Raw genomic sequence first — 23,639 nt, 5'->3', positions numbered from 1 at the left:
GGATTTGTAAGGATGACTTTATCGCTTATATCGCGATTGTCTGGTTCAAAACTTTCATAATATCCATGCTACTATATGATGATAGTCGGCATGACAATGACAACAGTATAATAAATAATCTAAAGGACGTATGATGAGTCAAAACCAACCTCAAAAACTAATTGCAGGTGCCAATGCGCCACTACCAACTGACAATATTAGCATTCGTATTTTAAGCCAAAATGCCATCGATTGTGCCGCTTATCGCCTGACTACTGACGGCAAAGTACGCGGTGATGGTGACATGATATTTTATGGTCAGACACGTAGCGATGATGGTAGTGTTAGCTTCCGTGGTCATGACAGTGATGGGTTTTTTGATGTCAATTTGCCTGCACAGCCTGCAACTATTGAGAAAATTGCCCTAGCGTTCTCTAGTGCGCAAACATTGTCACAAGTTGGCGATGTGGACATTCAAGTCTTGCAGGGCAGTCAAGTGCTGATGACCTGTCCACTGAGTAGCGCTGGACGTAATGAAAAAGCCATTATATTGGCTGAATGCTATCGCAGAGAAGGAAACTGGAAATTTCGTTTTATCGCCCAAGGATTTGAGGGAGGGTTAAAACCTTTATCTGAGCATTTCGGTGTGGAAATCGCTGATGAGGCACCTGCCCAAAATCATAATCCTGCACCAAACCAACCTCAACCTATCAATACGCAGCGCCCAATCAATACGCAAAAAGCAGGCAACACGTCTCAAGCTAACAACCCGCCACCGATTCCTGCTAACCCTTCGATTAACCTAAGTAAAATAACATTAACAAAAAACCAATCTAGCATTAATCTTAAAAAACGTGATGACTTTGGCAAAATATCAGTCAATTTAGACTGGAACCAACGCCCTCAAAGTGATAAAGCAGCGCCCAAGAAAGGCATACTGGGAGATCTGTTTAAGCAGCATCAATCAAGCGGTATCGATTTAGATGTGGGTGCTATGATTCATCTAAAAAATGGTGAAAAAACCCTTATTCAAGCATTGGGCAATCGCTTTGGTAGCTTGCAATCAGCGCCTTATGTTTGCCTACGTGCGGATGATAGAACGGGGCAGGTAAGTGGCGGTGAATGGCTGGATATCAATGGTCAGCAATGGTCGCAGATTGAAGAGGTATTCATCTTTGCATTTATCTACGAAGGCGCACCTAACTGGGAAAAAACCGATGGGGTCGTGACTATCCATGTGCCAGAGCAATCACCGATTGAGACACGTTTGACCGAAGGTGCTGGTAACTTACCGATGTGTGCCATTGCCCGTTTGGTCAATCAGCAAGGCAGTATCAATGTTGAGCGTATCAACCAATATTTCAAAGGTCATCAAGAAATGGACAAAGCATTTAACTGGGGCTTTAGCTGGAAGCGTGGACGTAAATAGTATTCTTAACTATAGATAACAAGCAAAAAAGAGCGGCCCAACTATTGATAGATGGGCCGCTCTTTTTTGAAATAAACTATTTAACTAGATTGGTAATAATCCAGCTAAGTCTTCAGTCAATTATGCATGCGGTGTGATAGCAGGCATTAAATCATGGAAGGTGCGGCCAGAAGCTGTCTCGCCAATCGCATGCATTTTCCACTCATTATTATGACGATAAACTTTTGCCATTACCATTGCTGTGTGTCCACCTTGGGCAGACAAGTTATAACGTGCTACTTCACTGTTATTATTGGCATTAACGATACGGCAAAACGCATTTTCTACTGTCTCAAACGTTTGACCGGTAAAGCTATTGACCGTAAATACCAATGAGACCACATTGGCAGGTACTCTTGAGAGATCAACATTGATGACTTCATCATCGCCATCACCGTCGCCAGTACGGTTATCGCCAGTATGCACGATACTGCCGTCTTTCGATTTTAGCTGACTGAACCAAATGGCATCGACCGCTTGCTTGTTAGCATCGAACATGATGCATGAAGCATCTAAATCGATAGAGTCGCCACCAGAACCGCCGCCGAATAATTTTCCTAAGAAGCCACCTTTTTTATCCTGTGGCCCTTGAGCGACATCCCAACCTAAACCCAATTTAACTTGAGTCAGCTCTCCGCCAGCTTCTTTGCTTAGGGAGATTTTTTGACCTTTTTGAAGACTAACTGCCATGTGAGTATCCTTATAATAATTGTGAGTAAAACCGTTTAAAAATAATGCTAAAGAATGTGATAAATTGCGAAATGCACTATAAGATATTGTCTAAGAAGCCACCACCGCCGCCACGTCCGCCTGAGCTACTACCTAGGACGCTTTGTATCCAACCTTGATAACTGTCACGATTGCGTGAACAAATAATGACTTTGCCACTTCCTGAGAAGTTCAGAACCATACCTTCGCCACTAGTGACAGAGTTGATGATATTGCTCATGATGCCTTTTTTCTTACTGGTCGAAACTGACAGTTTGTATTCAAGATTTGAGTCCCAGCAGACCACATGACCGTTATCAATAATGACGTCTTTGTCTGGTGTGACATCAATCTCAAACAACGAGCCAAAACCAGATACCACGACTTGGCCTTGGCCTTGGGTCTGCATCACCATAAAGCCGCCTGTATCACCGAATACTGCACCGCCTAAGTTGCGCTGAATATTGGCTCTGATATCGACGCCAGTTTGGGCCGCGACAAACGCACCATCACTCAATGTATACTGCTGTTTGCCAACTTCTATGATTTGCATATCACCATCGAGCGTAGGTGCAAGCAGACAGTCGCCTTCACCATTAACCGCCTCAATCTGCTGTTGAAACAACGATTCATCGTTTGCAAAGCGGCGCATCAGTGACTGCATTAGGCCGCCTTGTAGCTTACCTTTCAGCTCAAGATTGGACTCCATCATCACCATCGCATTGGCTTCACAATAAATTGAATCGCCTTTTTTAAGATTACAATGCAAAAAAGGTTCAATAGTACCGATTAAACTGAATGTTGCGGCCATGGCTTGCAAATCCTTATTCTAATATCTTTGTTAAGTACTCTTAATATGTGCGTATGCTTTTATTTGCGCTATAGACTGTAATGATTAGCCAATTAAATTTAAAGCCATCAAATGCGTTAAAGGGGCACACTTGATGGCTCATTAGATCATGACCAGACGTCTGATTATGATAATTGGCTTGCTAAACGTTTACGTTGGTTTTAACGTTAAACATTTACGCCATAAGAGGCTGCTAATGGTCCAAGACCACCGCTGAAGCCTTGACCGACCGCACGGAATTTCCAATCACCGCTGTGACGATATAATTCGCCGAAAATCATCGCTGTTTCAGTGCTGCCGTCTTCTGATAAGTCGTAACGAGCGATTTCAGATTCGCCATTGTCGTTTACAACGCGGATATAAGCATCACCAACTTGACCGAAGTTTTGGTTACGTGCTTGGCCTTCATAGATGATGGCACAGATAGCTACTTTGTTGACGTCAGCTGGGATGCTAGCAAGATTGATTTTGATTTTCTCATCATCGCCATCGCCTTCGCCAGTACGGTTATCACCAGTATGCTCAACAGCGCCGTTGTCTGATTTTAGGTTATTGAAAAAGATAAAATCTTGGTCGTTACGGACTTTGCCTGCTTCGTTAATCAAGAAACCGATTGCATCTAAATCAAACTCTTGGCCGTCAGTGGCACGTGGATCCCAGCCTAGACCGACTGTAATGTTAGTTAAACCTGGCGCTTCTTTTGATAAGTTTACGTTGCCGCCTTTTGTTAAGCTAATAGCCATACAAATATCCTTTGGATTAATAGTTAAGTGGATTGATTGATAAAAAATAAACTAAAAGTTGTGCAGTGACTGATACCTCAGAGCAAATAATAAAAACTTACCTGTACGCTATGCCCTGCATATCATTAGGTTTTACTATACTAAGCGTTTGCTCACTAAGCAAGGCGTATTTTGTGCGCTTACTATATGCTTACTAAGGGACATAATACTTCTGTATCTTTGATAATTTCTAATCAACTTAGCAATAGTCGTTAAGATATTGTTATGAAAAGTAATGTTTCATACAAAAGGGATTTAGCACAAAGGTAGCTTAGATAAAACAATCGCTTTAAAAAGCACCGACTGACTATATGGGCTTAGAATAAACCAACTCATGGCTTAGATATGCTTCGCAGCTAGTATGAGAGCTTGGCATTATATAAAAGACCTATTTAGACAAATATACATGTATCTCTTATTCTGCAAAAACCGACCAGCCAGTTTTTTGTACGAAGCGCTCTAGTGCTTTTAGTCCAAGCTTAGAGTTACCTACATGATCAAGCCCTGGTGACCAAACCGCGATAGAACCTTTACCAGGTGCTATCGTCAAAATACCGCCACCAACACCACTTTTGCCTGGTAAGCCCACGCGGTAAGCAAATTCGCCAGAGCCATCATAATGACCACACATCATCATCAATGAGTTAATACGGCGTGCTCTTTTTTCATTGATTACACGTACTCCTGAGTGCTTATCAACTCCATTAGACACTAGATAAAGACCGGCACTAGCTAGCTGTTGGCAGTTCATTGCAATTGAGCACTGATGAAAATACGTACCTAATACATTATCCACATCGTGTCTTAAACGACCAAAGGATTTCATAAAGTGCGCCAGAGAGGCATTTCGGTCCTTGTGCGCCATCTCAGAAGCCGCTACTTTATGATCAAAGCGAATTGACTCATCATCTGCAATGAGGTGAACAAACTGCAGGATTTCACCCAGTGTCTCTTTTGGCTCATGTCCCATCATAATAGCGTCGACAACTGCGATTGCCCCAGCATTGATAAATGGGTTTCGCGGTCGGCCAGACTCGTGTTCTAGCATCACAATTGAATTAAAGGGATCGCCAGATGGTTCACGCCCGACATGTGTCCAAAGTGTATCGCCTAGCTTGCCAAGACCAATGGTTAAGGTAAATACCTTAGAGATACTTTGGATGGAAAACAGAGTGCTTGCATCACCTGCTGCATACATATGCCCATCAGGAGTCGCTACGGCTATACCGAACTGATTAGGATCAATATGAGCCAATTGAGGGATATAATCTGCGACTTTGCCGCGGTCAGTTTCACTTGCCATTTCTGCGGCAATATCATCAAGAATTTTTTGCATATCGTTTATAGGGTCTTATTTCGACAAGTTATTTAAGGATGAGGATTTTAACTGAAGATAGGGTAATAGTAACAGGGCAAACGTAACTTTAACCATTGATTGTCTCAATTATTGGTTATTCCGATATTTGGGGGCTTCAATATGACCTGATAGGGTGGCAAAAACAGTATGACAAAAACAGTGAGACAAAAAAACAGGCCATACCTGATGATATGACCTGTTTAGATGTATAACTAGATACAGACTACACTGAATACAGATTACGCTGAGAACATGCCTTAGTTTAGGCTTGCTTTCTCAGCTTTACGATGCTGAAGTGACGCTAGCAGCGCCCAACCAATAAAGGCAATACCAATCAGACCAGTGATAATCTCTGGTACATGGAACTTCACTGACAATAGCATAATCAGTGCCAATGCGCCGATGGCATAATGTGCGCCATGCTCAAGATAGATAAACTCGTCAAGCGTGCCTTTGTCTACCAAGAAGATAGTCATAGAACGTACGAACATCGCACCAATCGCAAGACCTAACATGATAACAATCACGTCATTAGTAATTGCAAATGCGCCAATCACACCATCGAAACTGAATGAAGCATCTAGGACTTCTAAGTATAAGAAACCAATGATACCGCCTTTCATAATGGCACTGGTTGCCGCAGCGCCCGAACCATTCTCTTCGTTTTCTAGGTCTTCTTCAAGGTCACCCTCAAGCATACCTGATACAACCTGTACGCCCAGATAAACCAAGATACCCCAAACACCTGCGATTAGGACAGCGCTTGACTGCTCTGCATTAGCCCACGATACCGCAATCATCAAGACGATAAGCGCTACAAATACGCTCATGGCATCGACTTTACCTAGCTTAGCTAAACGGCTCTCAAGCCAGTCAAACCAATGTACTTCTTTGTCATCAAAAATAAAGTTCAAGAATACCAATAGTAAGAAAATACCACCAAATGCTGAGATTTCTGCATGGTGTGCCATCAGTCTTGCCGAGTACTCTTCAGGGCTATATAAAGCCAAGTTGATGACTTCCATCATACCAAGATCAGCAGTAACCGCGACGATGACAATAGGGAAGACCAATCGCATACCGAATACGGCGATTAGGATACCAACGGTTAAAAATATCTTTTTCCAAAATTCGTCCCAGCCCTTAAGGACTGAAGCATTGACCACCGCATTATCAAAAGATAATGAAATCTCCATGACGGCCAAAATAGCGGTAATAGAAAGAGTGGCTATCATGCCACCCATACCGCCATGTGAATATCCCCACCATGCTGCTATTGCTAAAGCAATTGCGGTAAAGATAAAGTCTAAATAAAAATGTCTCATGACACATCCTGTATGGTTGCGTAAAGCTAAGGTCTACCTAGTATAGGCATGAACCGCAAAAAAGCAGTTATTACTAACCACTTTTTATGCATAATTTTAAACGAAACGTAAAGCATTACTAGTCATTTGGCCATTAAAAATTGTGACTATTTGCAACGATGGCGGTTTGCTATTTTGTACGTGATGACAGTGACTAATAACAGACTAAATACCAGTAAATAATGGTTTTAGATATCAACACCGTATTGCTGACACATCGCTTGCAAGCCGCCTGAATAGCCTTGACCAACAGCACGGAATTTCCATTCGCCGTTGTGACGATATACTTCGCCAAACACCATCGCTGTCTCTACAGAGTAGTCTTCTGCTAGATCAAAACGTACGACTTCAGTACCTGTTTCTTCATTAACGACACGGATAAAGGCGTTTGCGACTTGACCAAAGTTCTGGCTACGCGCTGCAGCGTCATGAATAGTCACTGTCACGACTACTTTATCTACGTCTGCAGGTACTTGAGTGAGGTTTACTTTGATAACTTCATCATCACCGTCGCCTTCGCCAGTACGGTTGTCACCAGTATGCTCGACAGCGCCATTGTCAGACTTCAGCTGATTGTAAAAGATAAAGTCATGATCGCCGCGCACTTTGCCTGCGCCATTTAGCAAAAATACGCTAGCATCCAGATCGAACTCAGCACCAGAAGTGGCACGCTCATCCCAACCAAGACCGATAAGTAGTTTGGTTAAATTTGGGTCAGTTTTCGTTAGCGATAAATTACCGCCTTTATTAAGTGATAAAGCCATGGTGTTATCCTTTTTATTAGATGTTAGTGGTTTATGAGGTCATCGAAAAAAGGCGATGCTTACGCAATAACTGCGCAAATCCATCGCCTAGTAACGCTCTATCATAGCAACAAAAAATGACCCAATCAAAACTGATTGGGCCATTGTTATATTTCATATACATTCGGCAAAAAACAGAAGTTTCAGGTACTTATGCTGCTACTATAAATCTATAGTCTTATTTATCAAAATCCTGTTTACGGACTTTAGATCCTAAACTATAAATCTAAAACTTCGAATTATAAACTTTGACGATGACGAATCTCAAAGCTTTGATGAATCGGTTTTTTGATATTGAAATCAAAGCCAATGGTTTTTTGCGTGATATCAATGATGTCATAACGCTGAGTCAACTGCTCATCTAACTCAAAACGCGTAAAGTTGTTAGAAAAGTACAAGACACCATCGGAAGTTAGGCGGTTCATGGCACGATTAATCAATGCAGCATGGTCACGTTGCACATCAAAAGTACCTTGGAATTTCTTAGAGTTTGAGAAGGTCGGTGGATCGATAAAGATAACATCGAACTGTTCGGTATTGTCTTTTATCCACTCAAAGATATCGGCAGCAACGAACTGGTACTTATTACGGCTAACGTCCAAACCGTTCAAAACAAAGTTTTGTTTGCCCCAATCTAGATAGTTCTGTGACAAATCAACGCTAGTGACTTTTTTCGCACCAGCAAGCGCTGCATGCACACTTGCGGTACAAGTATAAGCGAACAGGTTAAGTACTGCTTTACCGCGGCTGTTGTCCTTGATACGAGCACGCATATTACGGTGATCGATAAACAGACCAGTATCTAAGTAATCTGTAAAGTTGACATACAGATAGGCACCATCTTCGCGCGCAACATGAAACTTGCCACGCTTTTCTGTGGTGTTCTGTTTGCTGTACTGATCGTTACCAGACTGACGGGCACGCGTTTTGATAAAGATCTGTTCACGGTTAATATCAAAGACTTCACGAATACCCATCAATGCCAAGTTAAAGCGTTTTTTCGCAGTCTCAGGTGGGATGGTCTTTGGCGGCGCATATTCTTGCACATGCGCATAATCACCGTATAAGTCGATCGCGACTTTGAAATCAGGTAAATCAGCATCGTAAACACGAATATTGCTTACATTGTCTTTTTTGGCCAGTTTCTTAAGCTTAGCAAGGTTTTTTTGCAGACGATTAATAAAGTCTTGTCCATCTTCTACTTCAATCTCGCGTTTCTCAAAACGACTAACAAGATTGCCTGTTTGCCCAGCAATAAGCGTTCCGTAGCGGAAATAGACGGTGATGGCACCATTATGACAGCGTAAGGTTTTTGGTTCTTTAATCGGTAGAATATCTACTTGTTCGACATGAGAGGCCAATATACCAAGCATCGGATCAATGCCACTACCGGCAAAGCTATCTTGCAATATCAGCCCAATTGCTTGATACAACGGCTTAATCATTTCTTCATCACCCAAACGCTCACCATATGGTGGGTTGGTAATGACCAAAGGATTGCTCAATCGACCATCATTGACTAATGGCTTGAGCACGTTGCTGAGTTGGTCAAGCGCACGATGTTCGATATCGAGTAGCGGTAAAAGGTCTTGTAAACCTGCGGCAATTAAGTTTTTTTCTGTGGCAAGAATTGCACCACTATCAGCATCAAAGCCCAGCATCAGCGGCAACGTATCAGGCTGTTCATTGGCAATCTCTAATGCTTCGCGGAAACGCGTTTGAGCATTGTCGATCATCTCTTGCCATAACGTCTCGTCATGATGTTGCCACTGGTAAAAACCAAATTGATTGGCAGCTTTGTCGATACCCACGGCATAGTCGCAATGCATCAATAGCGCTTCGATAAGGAACGTTCCAGAACCGCACATTGGGTCAATTAACGCATTATAAAAAGGTGCGTCGCCAGCTTCGTTTTTCTTGTGCCAACCAGCGCTATAGAGTAGGGCGGCTGCCAAGTTTTCTTTTAATGGTGCTTCTGTCATAGCCACACGGTAACCACGGCGATGCAAACTGGTACCGGATAAATCTAGATATAGCTCAGCTTGCTTGTCATTGATGGTAGCAAAAACAGAGAAGTCTGGGTTTTTGCTGTCGACGTTAGGACGGCTGTCGTAAACTTCGTTAAACGTATCAGCAATCGCATCCTTGATACGTAACATGGCAAACTGCTGACTGACAGCAACACGCTTATCAACAGACAGACGGATAGCAAAGGTTTGCTCTAGGCTAAACTGCTCAGTCCAATTGACCGATTTTGCCAAGCCGTATAGCTGCTCTGCAACGTCGTATTCTGCATTGATGTTTTTACGTTTAATCCGCATCAATACTCGTGAGGCCACGCGTGACCATAGGCAAATAGTATATAGCTCACGTAGGCCACCAGTTACAGCTAGACGGCCTGTACTTTTGATTTCGCTGTCAATGCCAAAGCTGGTTAGCTCAGTCTGCAGTGGTGCCTCAAGCCCATCGGCACAGGTAATAATAAGATCAAGCGACAACTCTGGTGAAGCTGCTGTTAGAGATGCGGGCGCGGTTTGTTCGGTCATACGGGTACCTGTGGGCTAAATTGACAAAAAAGCAAATAATAAGATAATCGGTGTAACCGGCAATTTTACCATAATTCACAGTAGGATGGTTCAAAGTAGCCGTGTTTAAGATTTTAAGATGTGATAGTTAAATACGGGAAAAAAAATTCTCTACTCACCCTTCGTCAGTGGTAATTCCTCTGGGACGATTTGAGTGGTGGTTGCAAAGGGCTTGGTCGCAATAGGGTAGTCAACATCCTTTGGCATCAGCAAGCGCATATGCGGATAGGGCGTAGAGATATTAGCCGCGTCAAACGCGATTTTAATCTCTTCTTGCAGCACTTCTTTGATTTTGGGGATGCGGGCAACGGCTGCTGGTTTGACCCAAAAGCGTACGATAAAGAACACCCCGTACTCGCCGATTTCTGCCACGGTCGCTGAGGTCTCAGGACGATTAAGCACCGCATCGGTATCGCTGAGTACTTGCAATATTTCCTTGCGAGCCGTTTCGATATCATCTTCGAACGCGATACGTACACGAATATCAAAACGTATAAAGTTTTTGGAAGTCAGGTTAATCACCTCGGAGGAGGCAACGTTGGAATTTGGGATAATGACAGTAATATTGTCTCGAGTGAGGATATGAGTGGTGCGTAAAGCAATAAGTACCACCCGCCCTTCATTATCATTGATATGAATCCAATCACCGACTTGAAAAGACTGCTCAAGCAGAATGGTGATACCAGCGATAAAATTAGCAAGGGTAGACTGAGCGGCGAAACCAACCGCCAAACCAACAATACCTAAACCCGCCACTAACGATACGATGTCAAAGCCAAATTGCGCCATGACGCTGGCAAGCCCGAGTACCAATAGTAGTACAGATAAAATATTTTTGAGTAGCTGCTCTATGGAAGCGTTGAGACCATAGTGCTGTAGGACTCTGTGAATGATTTGTCCTGATGATGCCCAAAGTACGTAATAGATACCTGCCCAAGTGCTTGCCTTCGCGGTGGCTTTGATGGTCTCTGGTTCAAAGTTTATCTGACTCATAATCGCTATCAGACTGGCGACAATCCAGACATAGCGCAAAACTGAACGGACAATCTTGGTGCGGCGCTCATTTAATCGAATTTTGGCACGGCTTTGTCTAAGGATATAATTGGCCAACCAATAAAAAAATCCCAATACTGCAAGCAGTATTAGGATTTTGATGCCAGTGCTCGCCAGTTCTACTGCCTGAGAGGACCAATTAAGTGACTCTTCATCGATAGAGCCGCCGAGAGCAAGATATAGGCTAGTATGTAAGTCGCGAACGATCTCTTCAAAAAAGTCGGTAACACTAGCGATTGGCATTTTTTCGTCCATGCAGGATGTGTTTGTACAAAAAATTATAAATGAATATATATTTATAAATTACCTCAAGTCGTCAAGGCAATCAAATAAAGTAACGCTTAAAACTAATTACTACCAAATTGAAAGCATTGCTAACTTGAGGACTTAGCTAAATGGTCAATTAAGAATTATCCTTTTGGGTGTCTAAAGATTGGAAAGGTATCTCCATTTTGTACTGCACATCACGTAACGCCGTACGTAGTCCCTCTAGTATCGTTGGATGATAAAAAGGGGTGTCGAGCATATCTTTAATACTCAAATCATTGGTAATCGCTGTAGCAAGTATATGACCGATATACTCAGCATCAGGACCGACCATACTAGCGCCTAAAATTCTGTCTGTCTTTTTGCAGCCGTAGATATGTAGTAAGCCGCAGTTGACACCCATCACACGGCTACGTCCTTGATTATCAAAGCTCACGCTACCGATAACGAATTCGAGTTCTGAATCTTTTTGAATCTCTGGTAGCGACATACCAACATTGACGATTTGCGGTGAGCAAAATACGATAGAAAACGGCGTCGCAGGTGGGCGAATATAGGCCGCTTCTGTGTTTTCGCAGACCATACTGCCCGCACTATAGCCCTCATCGCTAGCCACATGCAATAACGGAATATTAGCATTGGCATCGCCAACGATATATACGTTTAAGTCGCCAATCTGACCTGTTTTTTTACTTAAATCTTTTGGACGGTTCTTATCGTCTAGCTCGACACCTAAGTTTTCGACACCTAGCTGCTTAATATTGTTGCGACGACCAGTAGCAACTAATACGTACTCGCCTTGCCATTGCTGAGACTCACCAGCGCTGTCTTTATATTTGATAAACGCACTTTTATTACCGTCATCTGCTTTTGTGCCTACATCGGTAATTTTGCTGCCTAGATGCATGGTCAATTCATGACTTAAGCAATCCATAGCCTTGTTATTAATATCATCATCTTTTAGACCAGCCACTTGTTTGGCACGGTTTAGTAGCGTAACTTCCACACCCAAGCGTGTAAACGCTTGTGCAAGCTCTAGACCAATAGCACCAGCACCGACGACAGCCATCGTTTTTGGTAAGTCTTCAAGCTCAAAGATACTATCAGACGTGAGCATGGTATCACCCAGCTTATCCGCCCATCCATCAGGAATAAATGGCGAGCTACCGGTGGCGACAATGATTTGCTCAGCAGCAATTAGCTCATTATTGACCTCGATTAGCCCTTGCTCATTAATACGAGCACGACCGTCGATTTTCTTATGATCAGGCCAGCTGTCTACTTGCTTTTTAATGTAGCTGGCAAAATGACTGCGTTCGTCACGTACACGTTCCATGACTCGTTTGCCATCAATTTGCACGGTCGCATGGATACCAAATTCAGCAGAATGGTTGGCATCGTGTGCGCGATCAGCAGCTGCAATCAGCAGCTTACTAGGCATACAGCCGACCGCAATACAGGTCGTGGTCCAAAATCCTTCATTAATAATGACCACGTCATCTTTGACCTTACTTGCTTGGCGAAAAGCGTTTTGACCTGCGGTACCCGCGCCAATAATAGCGACAGATACTTTACGCGTAACTTCTTTCGGCGTATCGTCGGTGGTCGTGCCAGATTGTTTATTCATATTATTCTCTAATAGGGGCAAGGTTATACTCAGTAATAGACTGAATGCTTGGCTGATATTTTTTATTCGGTTTTTATCGTTTTTAGGATGAATATGGATTTGATTACAGAACCAATAATTACGGCGTCAATATAGTCAGTAAACGACTGGTATAGTCTTTTGCACGTAGGTTACGCTGTGCATGAGTCAGCTCACTGTTTTTATCGAATACAAATGCCGAACGTACAAGGCCTAGCGTAACTTTGCCGTACATATTTTTTTCTTTGATAACATCAAAATACTGGCATAGCTTTTCATCAGCGTCACTGATGAGTGGAATCTGTAAGTCATACTTATCGATAAATTTTTCATGAGATTCAACGCTATCACGAGAGACGCCAATAATGTCGTAGCCCAATTCATCAAAGTCATGAAGGTGCGAGGTAAACTCTGTTGCCTGTGTGGTGCAGCCTGGCGTATTGTCTTTGGGATAAAAATAGAGAATAAGGCCTTTATCGGTATTGGCGACCATTTCTTTTAAATTGATTTCATCATGAATAAAATGACCAGCAAGCTTGCGTACTATGGTTACTGGAAAATCAGGTAGGTGAATGGTTTCTGTTGTTGGCTTGGCCATTATAAAATCCTTATTAGTTTTAGTTATGTGTATTGGCTTAATGATGGTTCTATTTATAGTGTTCTTATTATAGGCAGATTAGTAGAAATAAATAATCAGTTTTACACTTTGCCCATTCATTGGCAACAAAAAAGACTGGCAATGGCCAGTCTTTTGTATATCAAACGATTAGAGGTTACGCAGGTTTTTGTGGCTTCTTCAAATCCAAGCCAACGGTGCACTGCTGCAAATCTTTTTGCATTGCCTTCACATATGGCAGATTAGAAGGGTCTTTCTTATCTTGTGCGTAGCTTTCGATTTCCCACATTTGACCGATAGTCATGTTGCTGCGCACGCCAATAGTACAGTTACATAGTTTGGTTGCGTTGCTTTTGTCAGCGACTTTGTATTTGACTGCGCCATTGACACATGAATTAATATTGTCTTGCTTAATGTCAGCAGCGTTGGCTTGTGGCATGGCAAACAGGGCCGCTAAGGCTAGGGGTAGTACTGGCAACAACTTCATAAATTTCCTCTTACGGGTAGCGTCAATTTTTTATCTTTTGCTCAATGCAAAGTCAACTCATCAATATATGAGTGACCGATATCGTCAGTTACATCTTTCGATAAATATAATCGTTCATACGATAGCAAGTATGTCGATTAGAATACAAGAACGACGTGCTGTGTTAATGCAAGCGAATGTTGCGCGAATGTTGATGGGTATCATCATTTCACGCAGCGTTTAGCGTTAATACATAGTTAGCTTTATATGATTTGGGTACAAGATAGGCGAGTAAACGTAATACAAGTAGTAGACTAAGCGCGCCTGATACCGTACCCAACTTATATAGGACTGACTAAAATTAATTAAGACTGATAATGAGTAGGGTCGGTTACGCCAGCTTGGGCAAAGCCTTGACGACGTAATGCGCAACTATCACAAACACCGCAAGCAAGACCATTGGCATCTGCACGATAACAAGAAATTGTCTGTCCGTAATCAACACCTAATGACAGACCAAGCTCAATAGTTTGGGCTTTTGATAATTGCTGCAATGGCGTTTGAATCGATAAGCGATGACCAGTAACACCCGCTTTTGTCGCGAGATTGGCCATATGTTCAAAGGCAGCTATATACTCTGGGCGACAGTCAGGGTAGCCCGAGTAATCAACTGAGCTGACACCGATGACGATATGGTTGGCATCAGCGACTTCGGCGACTGCTAACGCGTATGATAAGAAGATAGTGTTGCGCGCAGGCACATAGGTATTTGGGATAGCATCGTTATCGATTTCATCGCGCTTTTTGCTAGGGAATTTGTCCGAATCACCGTCTGGCACGATCATACTGTGATCTGTTAGCGATGAACCACCCAGTTGTGCGATATCAATATCAATGATTCTATGATTGACGCCTGCTGTCTCAGCGATAGTTTTTGCGGCGACAAGTTCACTATTATGACGTTGACCATAGTTAAAGCTGACAGCTGTCACTGATGCATAGCGTGCTTTTGCCCAATATAAGCAAGTCACCGAATCGAGACCGCCTGATAAAAGGACAACCGCATTTTGGCTTTTGGTAAGAGCAGCTAAGTCAGCATCTAATGCTTGATCGGAGGTGTTTTGCAAAGTAACGTTAGTCATAGTGATATCTATTATTGGTTTACGAAAACGGCTATTTTAGCAAAAATACGCCTACTACAGAACCACGAAGCGACCAATCACCCGTCACTAAGCTGCCAAAGCAAATTTAAACAGCATCGTAATAAAATAAAGTCGGTATTACTGTCATCTTTTCAATCTGTTAGCAATATTTGTTATAATCGCAGCTTTTAAAGCATCCGTCACGCGACCTCAGTGACAATGCTTTAAAAGCCTTATTGCAAATCGCTTTATAGTAAAATCACCCTTATAAAGATATTGAGTAACTTATGACCGCAGCAACCTTATTTACGCCAAATATTCCTTCTCAAGCTAATGATGTATCTGATGCAATGAGCTTTGATAGTCAGGCTTTGGAGACCGATACTGATAGTAGAGAGTACGATGACGTCTCTGAAGATGGCAATGATGAGGGCATGATTGACGCGCAGTTTGCAGATGCGCAAGCACCTACTGAATCAGCGTACTTTCGTAAACTACAAAAGAAGCTGCGTCGCCAAGTCTCTTGGGCAATCCGCGATTTTAATATGATCGAAGATGGCGATGTGGTGATGGTCTGTGTTTCGGGTGGTAAAGACAGCTATACCTTACTCGATATTTTATTGCTGCTAAAACGCATTGCACCGATTCATTTTGATATCGTCGCGGTCAATCTCGACCAAAAGCAGCCAGGCTATCCAGAAGATATTTTACCTGCGTATCTAAACGAGCAGGGCATCGCCCACTATATTTTAGAAAAAGATACTTATAGTATTGTCAAAAGCGTAGTGCCAGAAGGCAAGACTTACTGCTCGGCGTGCTCTCGTCTGCGCCGCGGTTCACTATATGGTTTTGCTAAACAAATTGGCGCGACTAAGATTGCCCTTGGCCATCATCGTGACGATATGCTGGCGACCTTCTTTTTGAACTTATTCCATGGTGGTGCGCTCAAATCCATGCCGCCCAAACTGCTGAGTGATGACAAGCAAAATATGCTGATTCGTCCATTGGCTTATGTCGAAGAGAAAGATATTATTGAATATGCCAAATTAAAAGAATTCCCAATCATTCCTTGTAACCTGTGTGGCAGTCAGACCAATCTACAACGTGCCATCATCAACGATATGCTGCGTGAATGGGATGACGCTCACCCGCAGCGTTTGGCTTCTATCTTTAAGGCAATGCAAAACGTAGCGCCATCACAGTTAGCTGATCGTGAGTTATTTGACTTTGAAACACTCAGTCTTGACCGTGATAACGATGAGCGTTTATTTGAAGGCGACAATATTCAAGCCGGGCAGACAGATAGTTTGGCTGAGATTGGTTTACCTGTATCGCCAAGGACGCAAACGTTCAATCCTAAGTTCGCTAGTGATAAGTCTTATTCAACAGAGACGGACAAAGCTGCACAAAATGAGCGTAAAGCACAGAAAATTCCAACGATTAACCCAGTGATTTAGTAATTGAAAAATTAGTACGAAATTAAATAGTACCTCTTAATTAATAGAATATTAAATAGCTCAAAAAAAACCAGCCAATCTCTGACGAGTGGCTGGTTTTTTCACGTCTAAGTGCTACTAACAGTATTAACTCTTAGCAAAAACGGGTAGTGGGTCAAAGCTGACCTTTGAACGAGGCAGTTTTGCGACATCTTGCATACGCCAATCATCTTTACCGTCGTTGCTAACCTGTAGGTAATACTTGGCTTTTACGGGATCAATATCGACTTGTGCACTGTATTTATTGCCATCAACATGCTTAAGGACAACATCGCGGTCTTTTTTGATGTCCGTTGCATGAGAAATAGAAAGTTCCAACGTATCAGGATAGGTAAGTGGTGTACCGTTTAGCAGCTTGCCTGACTGGACGCTTTGCTCAGGGTAGTTGAGATAAAACACAATATCGCCATTTTCTGCAAACTGCATTTGTCCATGCAAGTCTAAGTCATACGTGAGCTTGTCACGAGACACATCGTGATAGAGCGTTTTGCCATCCATATACCAGTCGTCACGTACCACGCTATCACGGATCTGGTAAGAGTAATAAACAAACCAAATACAAGCGATCACGACCGCAGCAGGCATGCCAATCACAAAGATAACGACCATGTAATTTTTATACCATGGCTGCTTATCTTGATGTTTAAAGTTCGGTGCTGGAGTAGACATAAAATACCTATGCATCAGATACGCATTCAATAGATAGCTGTTCATTAGACATCTACAAATGGTATCAACGGATAATTTGGCGGCTGAGTGCTGCCAGTTTAATGGTAAAACATTTATCCGATAGTCTTTAGCTAGAACAATTGGCTATTTAACTACTTGAACTAGCTAGACTACCGAATGACATACATAAAACTAAATAATGGATAAGTCAGTAATTTACTGACCTTGGGTCGTAAAGATATTTTGCTTACTTACCTTATACTTGCCATTTTCGCTGCTCACATTTAGTGTGACAGGCGTTTGGCCAAACTCTATCACATCAGGATCACCATAAATGCTGACTGGCATATCAAAGCTTTCGCCAGCTTCTAATGGTACATCGTTGAAGCGCAGCTCTAAGCTCAGCCCTTTTTGCGGTGCTAGTGTTATCGTGTAGGTATGAGCGTCCTGCGTCTTATTGGTTAGCTTGACGATATAGCTGTTTTCGATCATGCCTTGATTGTTGATAGATGACAACTGATTACGGTCACGGCGGATATCAATCTCTAAGGGCACGCGATCGGTTAACGCATATATAACACCGCCACATAGTACGGCTAATAATGTCAAATAAGCAAATAATCGTGGACGCAGTACGCGGCTTGGCTCTTTTTCTGCTAGCTGACGTTCGGTCGTATAACGAATAAGACCACGCGGATAGCCGACCTTATCCATCACCTCATTACAGGCATCAATACAAGCTGCACACTGAATACAGGCAACTTGCAAACCATCACGAATATCGATACCAGTAGGGCAGACCTGCACACACATGGTACATTCAATGCAATCGCCTAAGTGCTCTGGATTTGTACCTTTTTTACGGGCACCGCGCGGCTCACCGCGCTCATAATCATAGGATACGATCAATGTGTCTTTATCAAACATCACACTTTGAAAGCGGCCATAGGGGCAAATCTGTACACACATCTGCTCACGCATGTAGCCTGCATTGGCATAAGTAGCGAAGGTGAAGATAAACATTGAGACCCATACCCATGTTGGCCAATCAGGGAATGGAATCACTCCTATTGACTGCCAGCTATGATATAGAGAATCCGTCCCTGCCACATAACTAACAAAGGTCGCCGCTGTAATCACTGAAAGCAAAAACCAAATTGAATAAACAACCGTGCGCTTGAACACTTTGCTCGCACTTAACGGTGCTTTATCAAACTTGATACGCTTATTACGATCGCCAATCACCCATTTTTCAACATATTGGTATAGATGCGTCCATATCGTTTGAGGACAGGCGTAACCACACCAAACGCGCCCAGCATATACCGTCACCATAAACAGCGTAAACGCGGCAATAATGGCAAATGCAGCAATAAAGTAAAAATCTTGCGTCAAAAACGTCATGCCAAAAATATAGTAATGCTGTGATGGCACATCAAACCATATCGCTTGTCTATCATTATAGCGCAGCCATGGCAAAAGTAAAAAAGCCGCCAAAAGAGCATACATCGTGATGACACGAATATTTTGATAAAAACCTGTGACAAACCTCGGATGCACACGATGCTTGGTTGCATCAAGATCGACTTGTTGTACAGGAATTTTATTGGGTTGTTGTGCTGACATAAACGTGCCTCTTTAAAAAAAGAATCAGTCTGCTGGCATGATGAACAAACACCTCTAGCGTCGAGGTATATGAGTGTATGATGTTATCAATGTCAGTAAATAGCCGATAGAAAATTTGATAAAAAACCCTCTAATCTGCTTACCAAATGATCGATTGTAAATATAGTCGGTTCAACATAATCTTGATACAAGTAAAGGGAAGTAAAAGTACTACAAGTAGTAGGCTAAACGAGCCTGTATCTAATTATGTGAAGTTGACTATCGTGTTATGTGATTGAGTCAGAGCGATATCAAGCCATGATCAATGGACTATTTTAAAAAATAGCTATTCTAGCATTCTCCCTACTAATAATGGGGTGATAATCATAAAAAGCAACGAATATATGAGAACGTTTTCTAGTGTTCATAGCCGCTCATCATTGTCATTTCTAAACGAAAATCAATACCGCTATACGCAAAAGGGAGAACTGCAATAACAGTTCTCCCTTTATTAAATCTCGTCCATATTCAGTACAGTAACAACGTCTTAGTTAGCAGTTGCTTCTTCATTTGCTACAGGCTGAGTAGCTGCAGCAGTAACCGGTGCTGCTTCAGGTGATTTGCCTGTTTTATCTGATAGTGAGTAGATATAAGCAGCAAGTAGCATGATACGCTCATTACCTAGCTTAGTTTCCCACTGAGGCATAACGCCAGCACGGCCATAACGTAATGTATTACGTACAGTCTCACGCTCACCGCCATATAACCAGATATTGTCAGTCAAGTTCGGTGCACCTGCTGAAATCATACCTTTACCGCTTTCAGAGTGACATAGTGCACACTGCTGCTTAAAGATAGCTTCGCCTTGATTAACCAAAGTTTGATCAAGTTCACCGTTACTCTTACTACCGTTATTTGGAGATAGTGACAATACATACTCAGAAGCTGCACGAACACCGTCTTCGCCGATCTGATCGCGCCAAGCAGGCATGCCGCCGATACGACCATTGTGTAGCGTAGTCAGAATGTTGCTAGCTTCGCCGCCGTATAACCAATCATTATCGGTTAGGTTAGGGTAGCCTGTCGCACCTTTAGCGTTAGAGCCATGACATACAGAACAGTTCTGTAAGAACAAGCGGCTACCAACTTTTAAAGCATTTGGATTTTCAGACAGTTTTTCGACATAAGGAGCAAGTTCTGCAACTTTTTCGTCAATTTTAGTCTGTAGATCTGCTGGTGGGTTTTCGCTACGACGCATGGTCGCTTGTAACTCGTTTAGCGTACCAAGTGTCGCAGTCGCGCCTGCAGCATCTGCTTTTACCAAAATGCTTTTTTCAAAGTTATCAGTAAATACTTTGTTGTTACTTTCAAGCTCACTGAACAACTCGTTTTTAGAGGTCCACGGTACAGTCTCACCGTCAACTTCTACGGTGGCGATACCTTTCCAATGTGCTGGGAACATAGCTGGAAAGAATACCCAGTACGCCACACCCCAAACGATTGAACCAAAAAATATCACCAACCACCATTTAGGAAGTGCTTTGTCGTATTCTCGGATACCATCGTATTCATGACCAGTGGTACCGTCTTCCTCAACGTCTGGTTTGTATTTTAGTACAAACAGCAGAACGCCAAGAATAAAAAGCCAGCAACCGAAACTGATTAGCGTGATCCAAGAACTCCAAAAAAATGTCATCATTTATCCTTATTGCGCTGCTCTTCAGACAGAGATTTTATATCCTCGTCATCAAGCGCAAGTTGTGCATCTTCTTCGAAGCGTTTTTTGTTTTTTGGCGAATACGCCCACCATGCAACGCCTACGAAGGCAATAAAGGCAGAAACGGTCGCAATTGTTTGTAATTCACCAATACCCATTAGCGCTGTCCTTCCATTGCGGTACCTAACTGCTGTAGATAGGCGACCAAAGCGTCAAGCTCAGTAGCGCCAAGCACTGCATCTGGAGCGCCTTCAATGTCTTCTTCAGTATAAGGAACACCGAAGCGATCGCGGAATAGACGCATTTTAGCTTGAATGTTTTCGCCATCTACTTCGTTAGTCGCCAACCAAGGGAAACCTGGCATAACTGACTCAGGCACTAGCGAACGTGGATTGATCAAATGTTGCTTTTGCCAATCTTCAGAATAACGGCCACCAACACGTGCTAAATCTGGTCCAGTACGTTTCGATCCCCATAAGAATGGATGATCCCACGTCGACTCAGCGGCACGTGAGTATGGTCCATAACGTTCAACTTCTGCACGTAATGGGCGAACCATTTGAGTATGACAAACGTGACATCCTTCACGGATATAAATATCACGACCTTCAAATTCAAGCGCTGTCCAAGGCTCCATGGCAGGAAGGGGAGCGTTCACCCCACCTTCTTCAGGACCCTTGTTGTCATAGATCAATGGCACGATTTCAACTAGCGTTGCAAAACTAATAGCAATCACGATACCAATGACTAACAAGCCTGTATTTTTTTCAATAATTTCATGCGGTGTACCAGCCATGATCGCTCCTTATACGTTAGCTGTCGAAGGTTTTTCGACACTAGGTTCATGATCCGTTGGATCAGCGACATCTACAGGCTTACCTTCTGGCATTTTGAGTGTTTTATAGCAGTTATAAGCCATTACAAACATACCCGATACATATAAGAAGCCACCAAATGCACGGCCAATATATGGGAAATGCGAGAATTCAACAGTATCAACGAAGCTATATACCAAAGTACCGTCTGGGTTAGTAGCAAGCCACATCATGCCTTGGCCAATACCTGAGATCCACATAGACACGATATAGAAGATCGTTCCTGCAGTCGCAAGCCAAAAATGCGTGGTGATTAAGCTGATAGAGTACATCTTCGGTTTGTTATAAATACGTGGTAACAGTACGTATAGCGAACCAATAGTAATCATACCAACCCAGCCAAGTGCGCCTGAGTGTACGTGACCAACTGTCCAGTCAGTGTTATGCGATAGCGCATTCACTGTTTTGATAGACATCATTGGGCCTTCGAACGTCGACATCGCGTAGAACGACAATGCAACAATCATAAAGCGAATGATCGGATCGGTACGCAGCTTATCCCAACTACCTGATAGCGTTAGTACACCGTTAATCATACCACCCCAAGATGGTGCGAATAGGATGATTGAGAAGACCATAGCAAGAGACTGCGTCCAATCAGGAAGCGCTGAATAATGCAAATGGTGACCACCAGCCCACATATATGAAGCAATCAATGCCCAAAAGTGAACGATAGACAAACGATAAGAATAGATAGGACGGCCAATCTGTACAGGAACGAAATAATACATCATTCCAAGGAAGGCTGCCGTTAAGTAAAAACCTACCGCGTTATGCCCGTACCACCACTGCACCATCGCATCAGTTGCACCGCCAAATAGCGAGTAAGATTTGAACGCACTAACAGGAATCGCCATGCTGTTTACGATGTGTAGTAGTGCAATCGTAATGATGAAGGCGGCAAAGAACCAGTTAGCCACATAAATATGTGAGGTTTTACGTTTGATGAGTGTACCGAAAAATACGATGGCATAAGAAATCCATACCAAGGCAATTAAGATATCGATAGGCCACTCAAGCTCAGCGTATTCTTTACTTGAAGTCAAACCTAGAGGAAGCGTGATGACGGCAGCAACAATGACTGCCTGCCAACCCCAAAAGGTGAACCAAGCTAAGTACGGCGCAAATAAGCGCGTTTTACAGGTACGCTGAACGATGTAGTAAGACGTTGCGAACAGGGCAGAACCACCGAACGCAAAAATCACCGCATTGGTATGCAGTGGTCTTAAATGACTAAAGGTCAGCCATGGAATGTCAAAGTTGAGTGCTGGCCATGCTAACTGTGAAGCAATGAACACACCAAGACTCATGCCGACGATGCCCCAAACGACAGCCATGATCGTAAAAAATCTTACGACAGTAATTTCATACTCACGGTCAACTGGGGCGACTGCTGTGTTTTGTAAACTCATTGGATGATTCCTTTACAGCCCGAATTATCAACAGAATTAACCAACAATCTATGCTGTCTGCACTATAAATACTCTCAAATTCATATTTATACTGGTGCCAACACATGTTGTTTTTTGACTTACTTAGCGCAATGACATCATTAAATATCGATTCAGGCCCTTGCTGTCTATCAGTTAATACTAATAAATAGAAATAGGCACTTCATGCACCTTACTCAAGGTCAATCGATAATAGGATTGTTAATAGATCATCAAGGTAAATAAGAAGACGCGCCGTTTTGAGCATCAAACATCTCATAAGGCTAAATATGTATCTTAATTATTACGAAAAAATCTGTACTAATGAAGATAGATACCCATATCTATAGGGCTATTAAAACGCATTGACCATAGATGTATGCTAGCGGCGGCTGACAAAAAACACGATTATGTAATGTTTGGTTAAAACTCCCGACTCTGTTTAAGGGTATTGTAACGCAATCCTAATTAAATATCATCAGAACTATGCGCCAAAATACAAACTCTTTGGTATAAATGTTAGCGAGCAACTTATTATTGCTGTGCTACTCCTCTATTTTATACACAATTTTGTCACTATTCTAGATGCTCATTTTGATTGAGTAGGGGAAGCGCGCGCTAGACATAAGCATAGGCTTGCAAAGAAGTTTTGTAACAATAACATTGCTAAGCCGATAAATAGGTTTTACTTCTTATTAAGTCGCCCTTTATAATGAGGCTGAACGTCATTAATGGCTATGTATTGCATAGGTCTATTGATAG

At 42.6% G+C, this 23,639-nt stretch carries 20 protein-coding genes; 2 read left to right on the top strand and 18 right to left on the bottom strand.

All coding sequences use genetic code 11. The features are described 5' to 3' along the window. Positions 1 to 133 precede the first annotated feature (133 nt). A complete protein-coding gene (locus tag ACHEVO_RS02320) occupies positions 134 to 1,408 on the top strand; it encodes a TerD family protein (protein ID WP_394123754.1) in 1,275 nt (424 codons plus the stop codon). A 120-nt stretch (positions 1,409 to 1,528) separates the two neighbouring features. On the opposite strand, the gene ACHEVO_RS02315 is transcribed toward ACHEVO_RS02320, so the two are convergent. The 12 genes from ACHEVO_RS02315 to queC form a co-directional block, all read right to left on the bottom strand. Continuing rightward, complete coding sequence (locus tag ACHEVO_RS02315) at positions 1,529 to 2,137, bottom strand: TerD family protein (protein ID WP_057760836.1); 609 nt, start codon at positions 2,135 to 2,137, stop codon at positions 1,529 to 1,531. 76 nt (positions 2,138 to 2,213) lie between these two features. Next, complete coding sequence (locus ACHEVO_RS02310) at positions 2,214 to 2,966, bottom strand: TIGR00266 family protein (RefSeq protein ID WP_057760834.1); 753 nt, start codon at positions 2,964 to 2,966, stop codon at positions 2,214 to 2,216. A gap of 206 nt (positions 2,967 to 3,172) precedes the next feature. Beyond that, a complete protein-coding gene (locus ACHEVO_RS02305) occupies positions 3,173 to 3,748 on the bottom strand; it encodes a TerD family protein (RefSeq protein WP_057760832.1) in 576 nt (191 codons plus the stop codon). Positions 3,749 to 4,202: 454 nt separating this feature from the next. Then, positions 4,203 to 5,123: a glutaminase gene (locus tag ACHEVO_RS02300; RefSeq protein WP_298807231.1), complete on the bottom strand. Its 921-nt coding sequence runs from the start codon at positions 5,121 to 5,123 to the stop codon at positions 4,203 to 4,205. Between the two features lie 278 nt (positions 5,124 to 5,401). Continuing rightward, positions 5,402 to 6,469 carry a DUF475 domain-containing protein gene (locus tag ACHEVO_RS02295; protein ID WP_057760827.1) on the bottom strand — a complete coding sequence of 356 codons (1,068 nt, stop codon included), beginning with the start codon at positions 6,467 to 6,469 and terminating at the stop codon, positions 5,402 to 5,404. 227 nt (positions 6,470 to 6,696) lie between these two features. After that, on the bottom strand, positions 6,697 to 7,272 hold the full coding sequence (locus ACHEVO_RS02290; protein ID WP_057760825.1) for a TerD family protein: 576 nt from the start codon (positions 7,270 to 7,272) through the stop codon (positions 6,697 to 6,699). A gap of 278 nt (positions 7,273 to 7,550) precedes the next feature. After that, positions 7,551 to 9,857: a bifunctional 23S rRNA (guanine(2069)-N(7))-methyltransferase RlmK/23S rRNA (guanine(2445)-N(2))-methyltransferase RlmL gene (rlmKL, locus tag ACHEVO_RS02285; RefSeq protein WP_394123753.1), complete on the bottom strand. Its 2,307-nt coding sequence runs from the start codon at positions 9,855 to 9,857 to the stop codon at positions 7,551 to 7,553. A gap of 150 nt (positions 9,858 to 10,007) precedes the next feature. After that, on the bottom strand, positions 10,008 to 11,192 hold the full coding sequence (locus ACHEVO_RS02280) for a mechanosensitive ion channel family protein (protein WP_394123752.1): 1,185 nt from the start codon (positions 11,190 to 11,192) through the stop codon (positions 10,008 to 10,010). A gap of 160 nt (positions 11,193 to 11,352) precedes the next feature. Beyond that, positions 11,353 to 12,843, bottom strand: a complete 1,491-nt coding sequence (locus tag ACHEVO_RS02275; protein ID WP_394123751.1) for a dihydrolipoyl dehydrogenase — start codon at positions 12,841 to 12,843, stop codon at positions 11,353 to 11,355. Positions 12,844 to 12,961: 118 nt separating this feature from the next. Then, positions 12,962 to 13,459, bottom strand: coding sequence for a peroxiredoxin (locus ACHEVO_RS02270; protein ID WP_394123750.1), 498 nt, complete (start codon positions 13,457 to 13,459; stop codon positions 12,962 to 12,964). A 175-nt stretch (positions 13,460 to 13,634) separates the two neighbouring features. Beyond that, a complete protein-coding gene (locus tag ACHEVO_RS02265) occupies positions 13,635 to 13,964 on the bottom strand; it encodes a hypothetical protein (protein WP_057760815.1) in 330 nt (109 codons plus the stop codon). A gap of 344 nt (positions 13,965 to 14,308) precedes the next feature. Continuing rightward, positions 14,309 to 15,085 carry a 7-cyano-7-deazaguanine synthase QueC gene (queC, locus tag ACHEVO_RS02260; protein WP_394123749.1) on the bottom strand — a complete coding sequence of 259 codons (777 nt, stop codon included), beginning with the start codon at positions 15,083 to 15,085 and terminating at the stop codon, positions 14,309 to 14,311. Positions 15,086 to 15,435: 350 nt separating this feature from the next. Here queC and ttcA point away from each other — a divergent pair, with 350 nt between their 5' ends. Further along, on the top strand, positions 15,436 to 16,542 hold the full coding sequence (gene ttcA, locus ACHEVO_RS02255) for a tRNA 2-thiocytidine(32) synthetase TtcA (protein ID WP_394123918.1): 1,107 nt from the start codon (positions 15,436 to 15,438) through the stop codon (positions 16,540 to 16,542). Positions 16,543 to 16,668: 126 nt separating this feature from the next. Here ttcA and ACHEVO_RS02250 read toward each other — a convergent pair whose 3' ends face one another. The 6 genes from ACHEVO_RS02250 to ccoN form a co-directional block, all read right to left on the bottom strand. Continuing rightward, positions 16,669 to 17,250, bottom strand: coding sequence for a FixH family protein (locus ACHEVO_RS02250; RefSeq protein WP_394123748.1), 582 nt, complete (start codon positions 17,248 to 17,250; stop codon positions 16,669 to 16,671). Positions 17,251 to 17,466: 216 nt separating this feature from the next. Next, complete coding sequence (gene ccoG, locus ACHEVO_RS02245) at positions 17,467 to 18,876, bottom strand: cytochrome c oxidase accessory protein CcoG (RefSeq protein WP_057760808.1); 1,410 nt, start codon at positions 18,874 to 18,876, stop codon at positions 17,467 to 17,469. A gap of 526 nt (positions 18,877 to 19,402) precedes the next feature. After that, positions 19,403 to 20,551, bottom strand: a complete 1,149-nt coding sequence (locus ACHEVO_RS02240) for a c-type cytochrome (RefSeq protein WP_394123917.1) — start codon at positions 20,549 to 20,551, stop codon at positions 19,403 to 19,405. Next, positions 20,551 to 20,730 (bottom strand): CcoQ/FixQ family Cbb3-type cytochrome c oxidase assembly chaperone, encoded by a 180-nt coding sequence (locus ACHEVO_RS02235; RefSeq protein WP_057760804.1) that lies wholly within the window; start codon positions 20,728 to 20,730, stop codon positions 20,551 to 20,553. The genes ACHEVO_RS02240 and ACHEVO_RS02235 overlap by 1 nt, the downstream gene beginning before the upstream one ends. Beyond that, entirely contained in the window at positions 20,730 to 21,368 is a 639-nt protein-coding gene (gene ccoO / locus ACHEVO_RS02230; RefSeq protein WP_057760802.1) for a cytochrome-c oxidase, cbb3-type subunit II, read from the bottom strand. The genes ACHEVO_RS02235 and ccoO overlap by 1 nt, the downstream gene beginning before the upstream one ends. Before the next feature lie 9 nt (positions 21,369 to 21,377). Beyond that, a complete protein-coding gene (gene ccoN / locus ACHEVO_RS02225) occupies positions 21,378 to 22,859 on the bottom strand; it encodes a cytochrome-c oxidase, cbb3-type subunit I (RefSeq protein WP_201567458.1) in 1,482 nt (493 codons plus the stop codon). Between the last annotated feature and the right edge of the window lie 780 nt (positions 22,860 to 23,639).

This window comes from Psychrobacter nivimaris, from assembly GCF_043419765.1.
Lineage (GTDB): Bacteria > Pseudomonadota > Gammaproteobacteria > Pseudomonadales > Moraxellaceae > Psychrobacter.
This window is presented reverse-complemented; position numbering and strand designations above follow the sequence as displayed.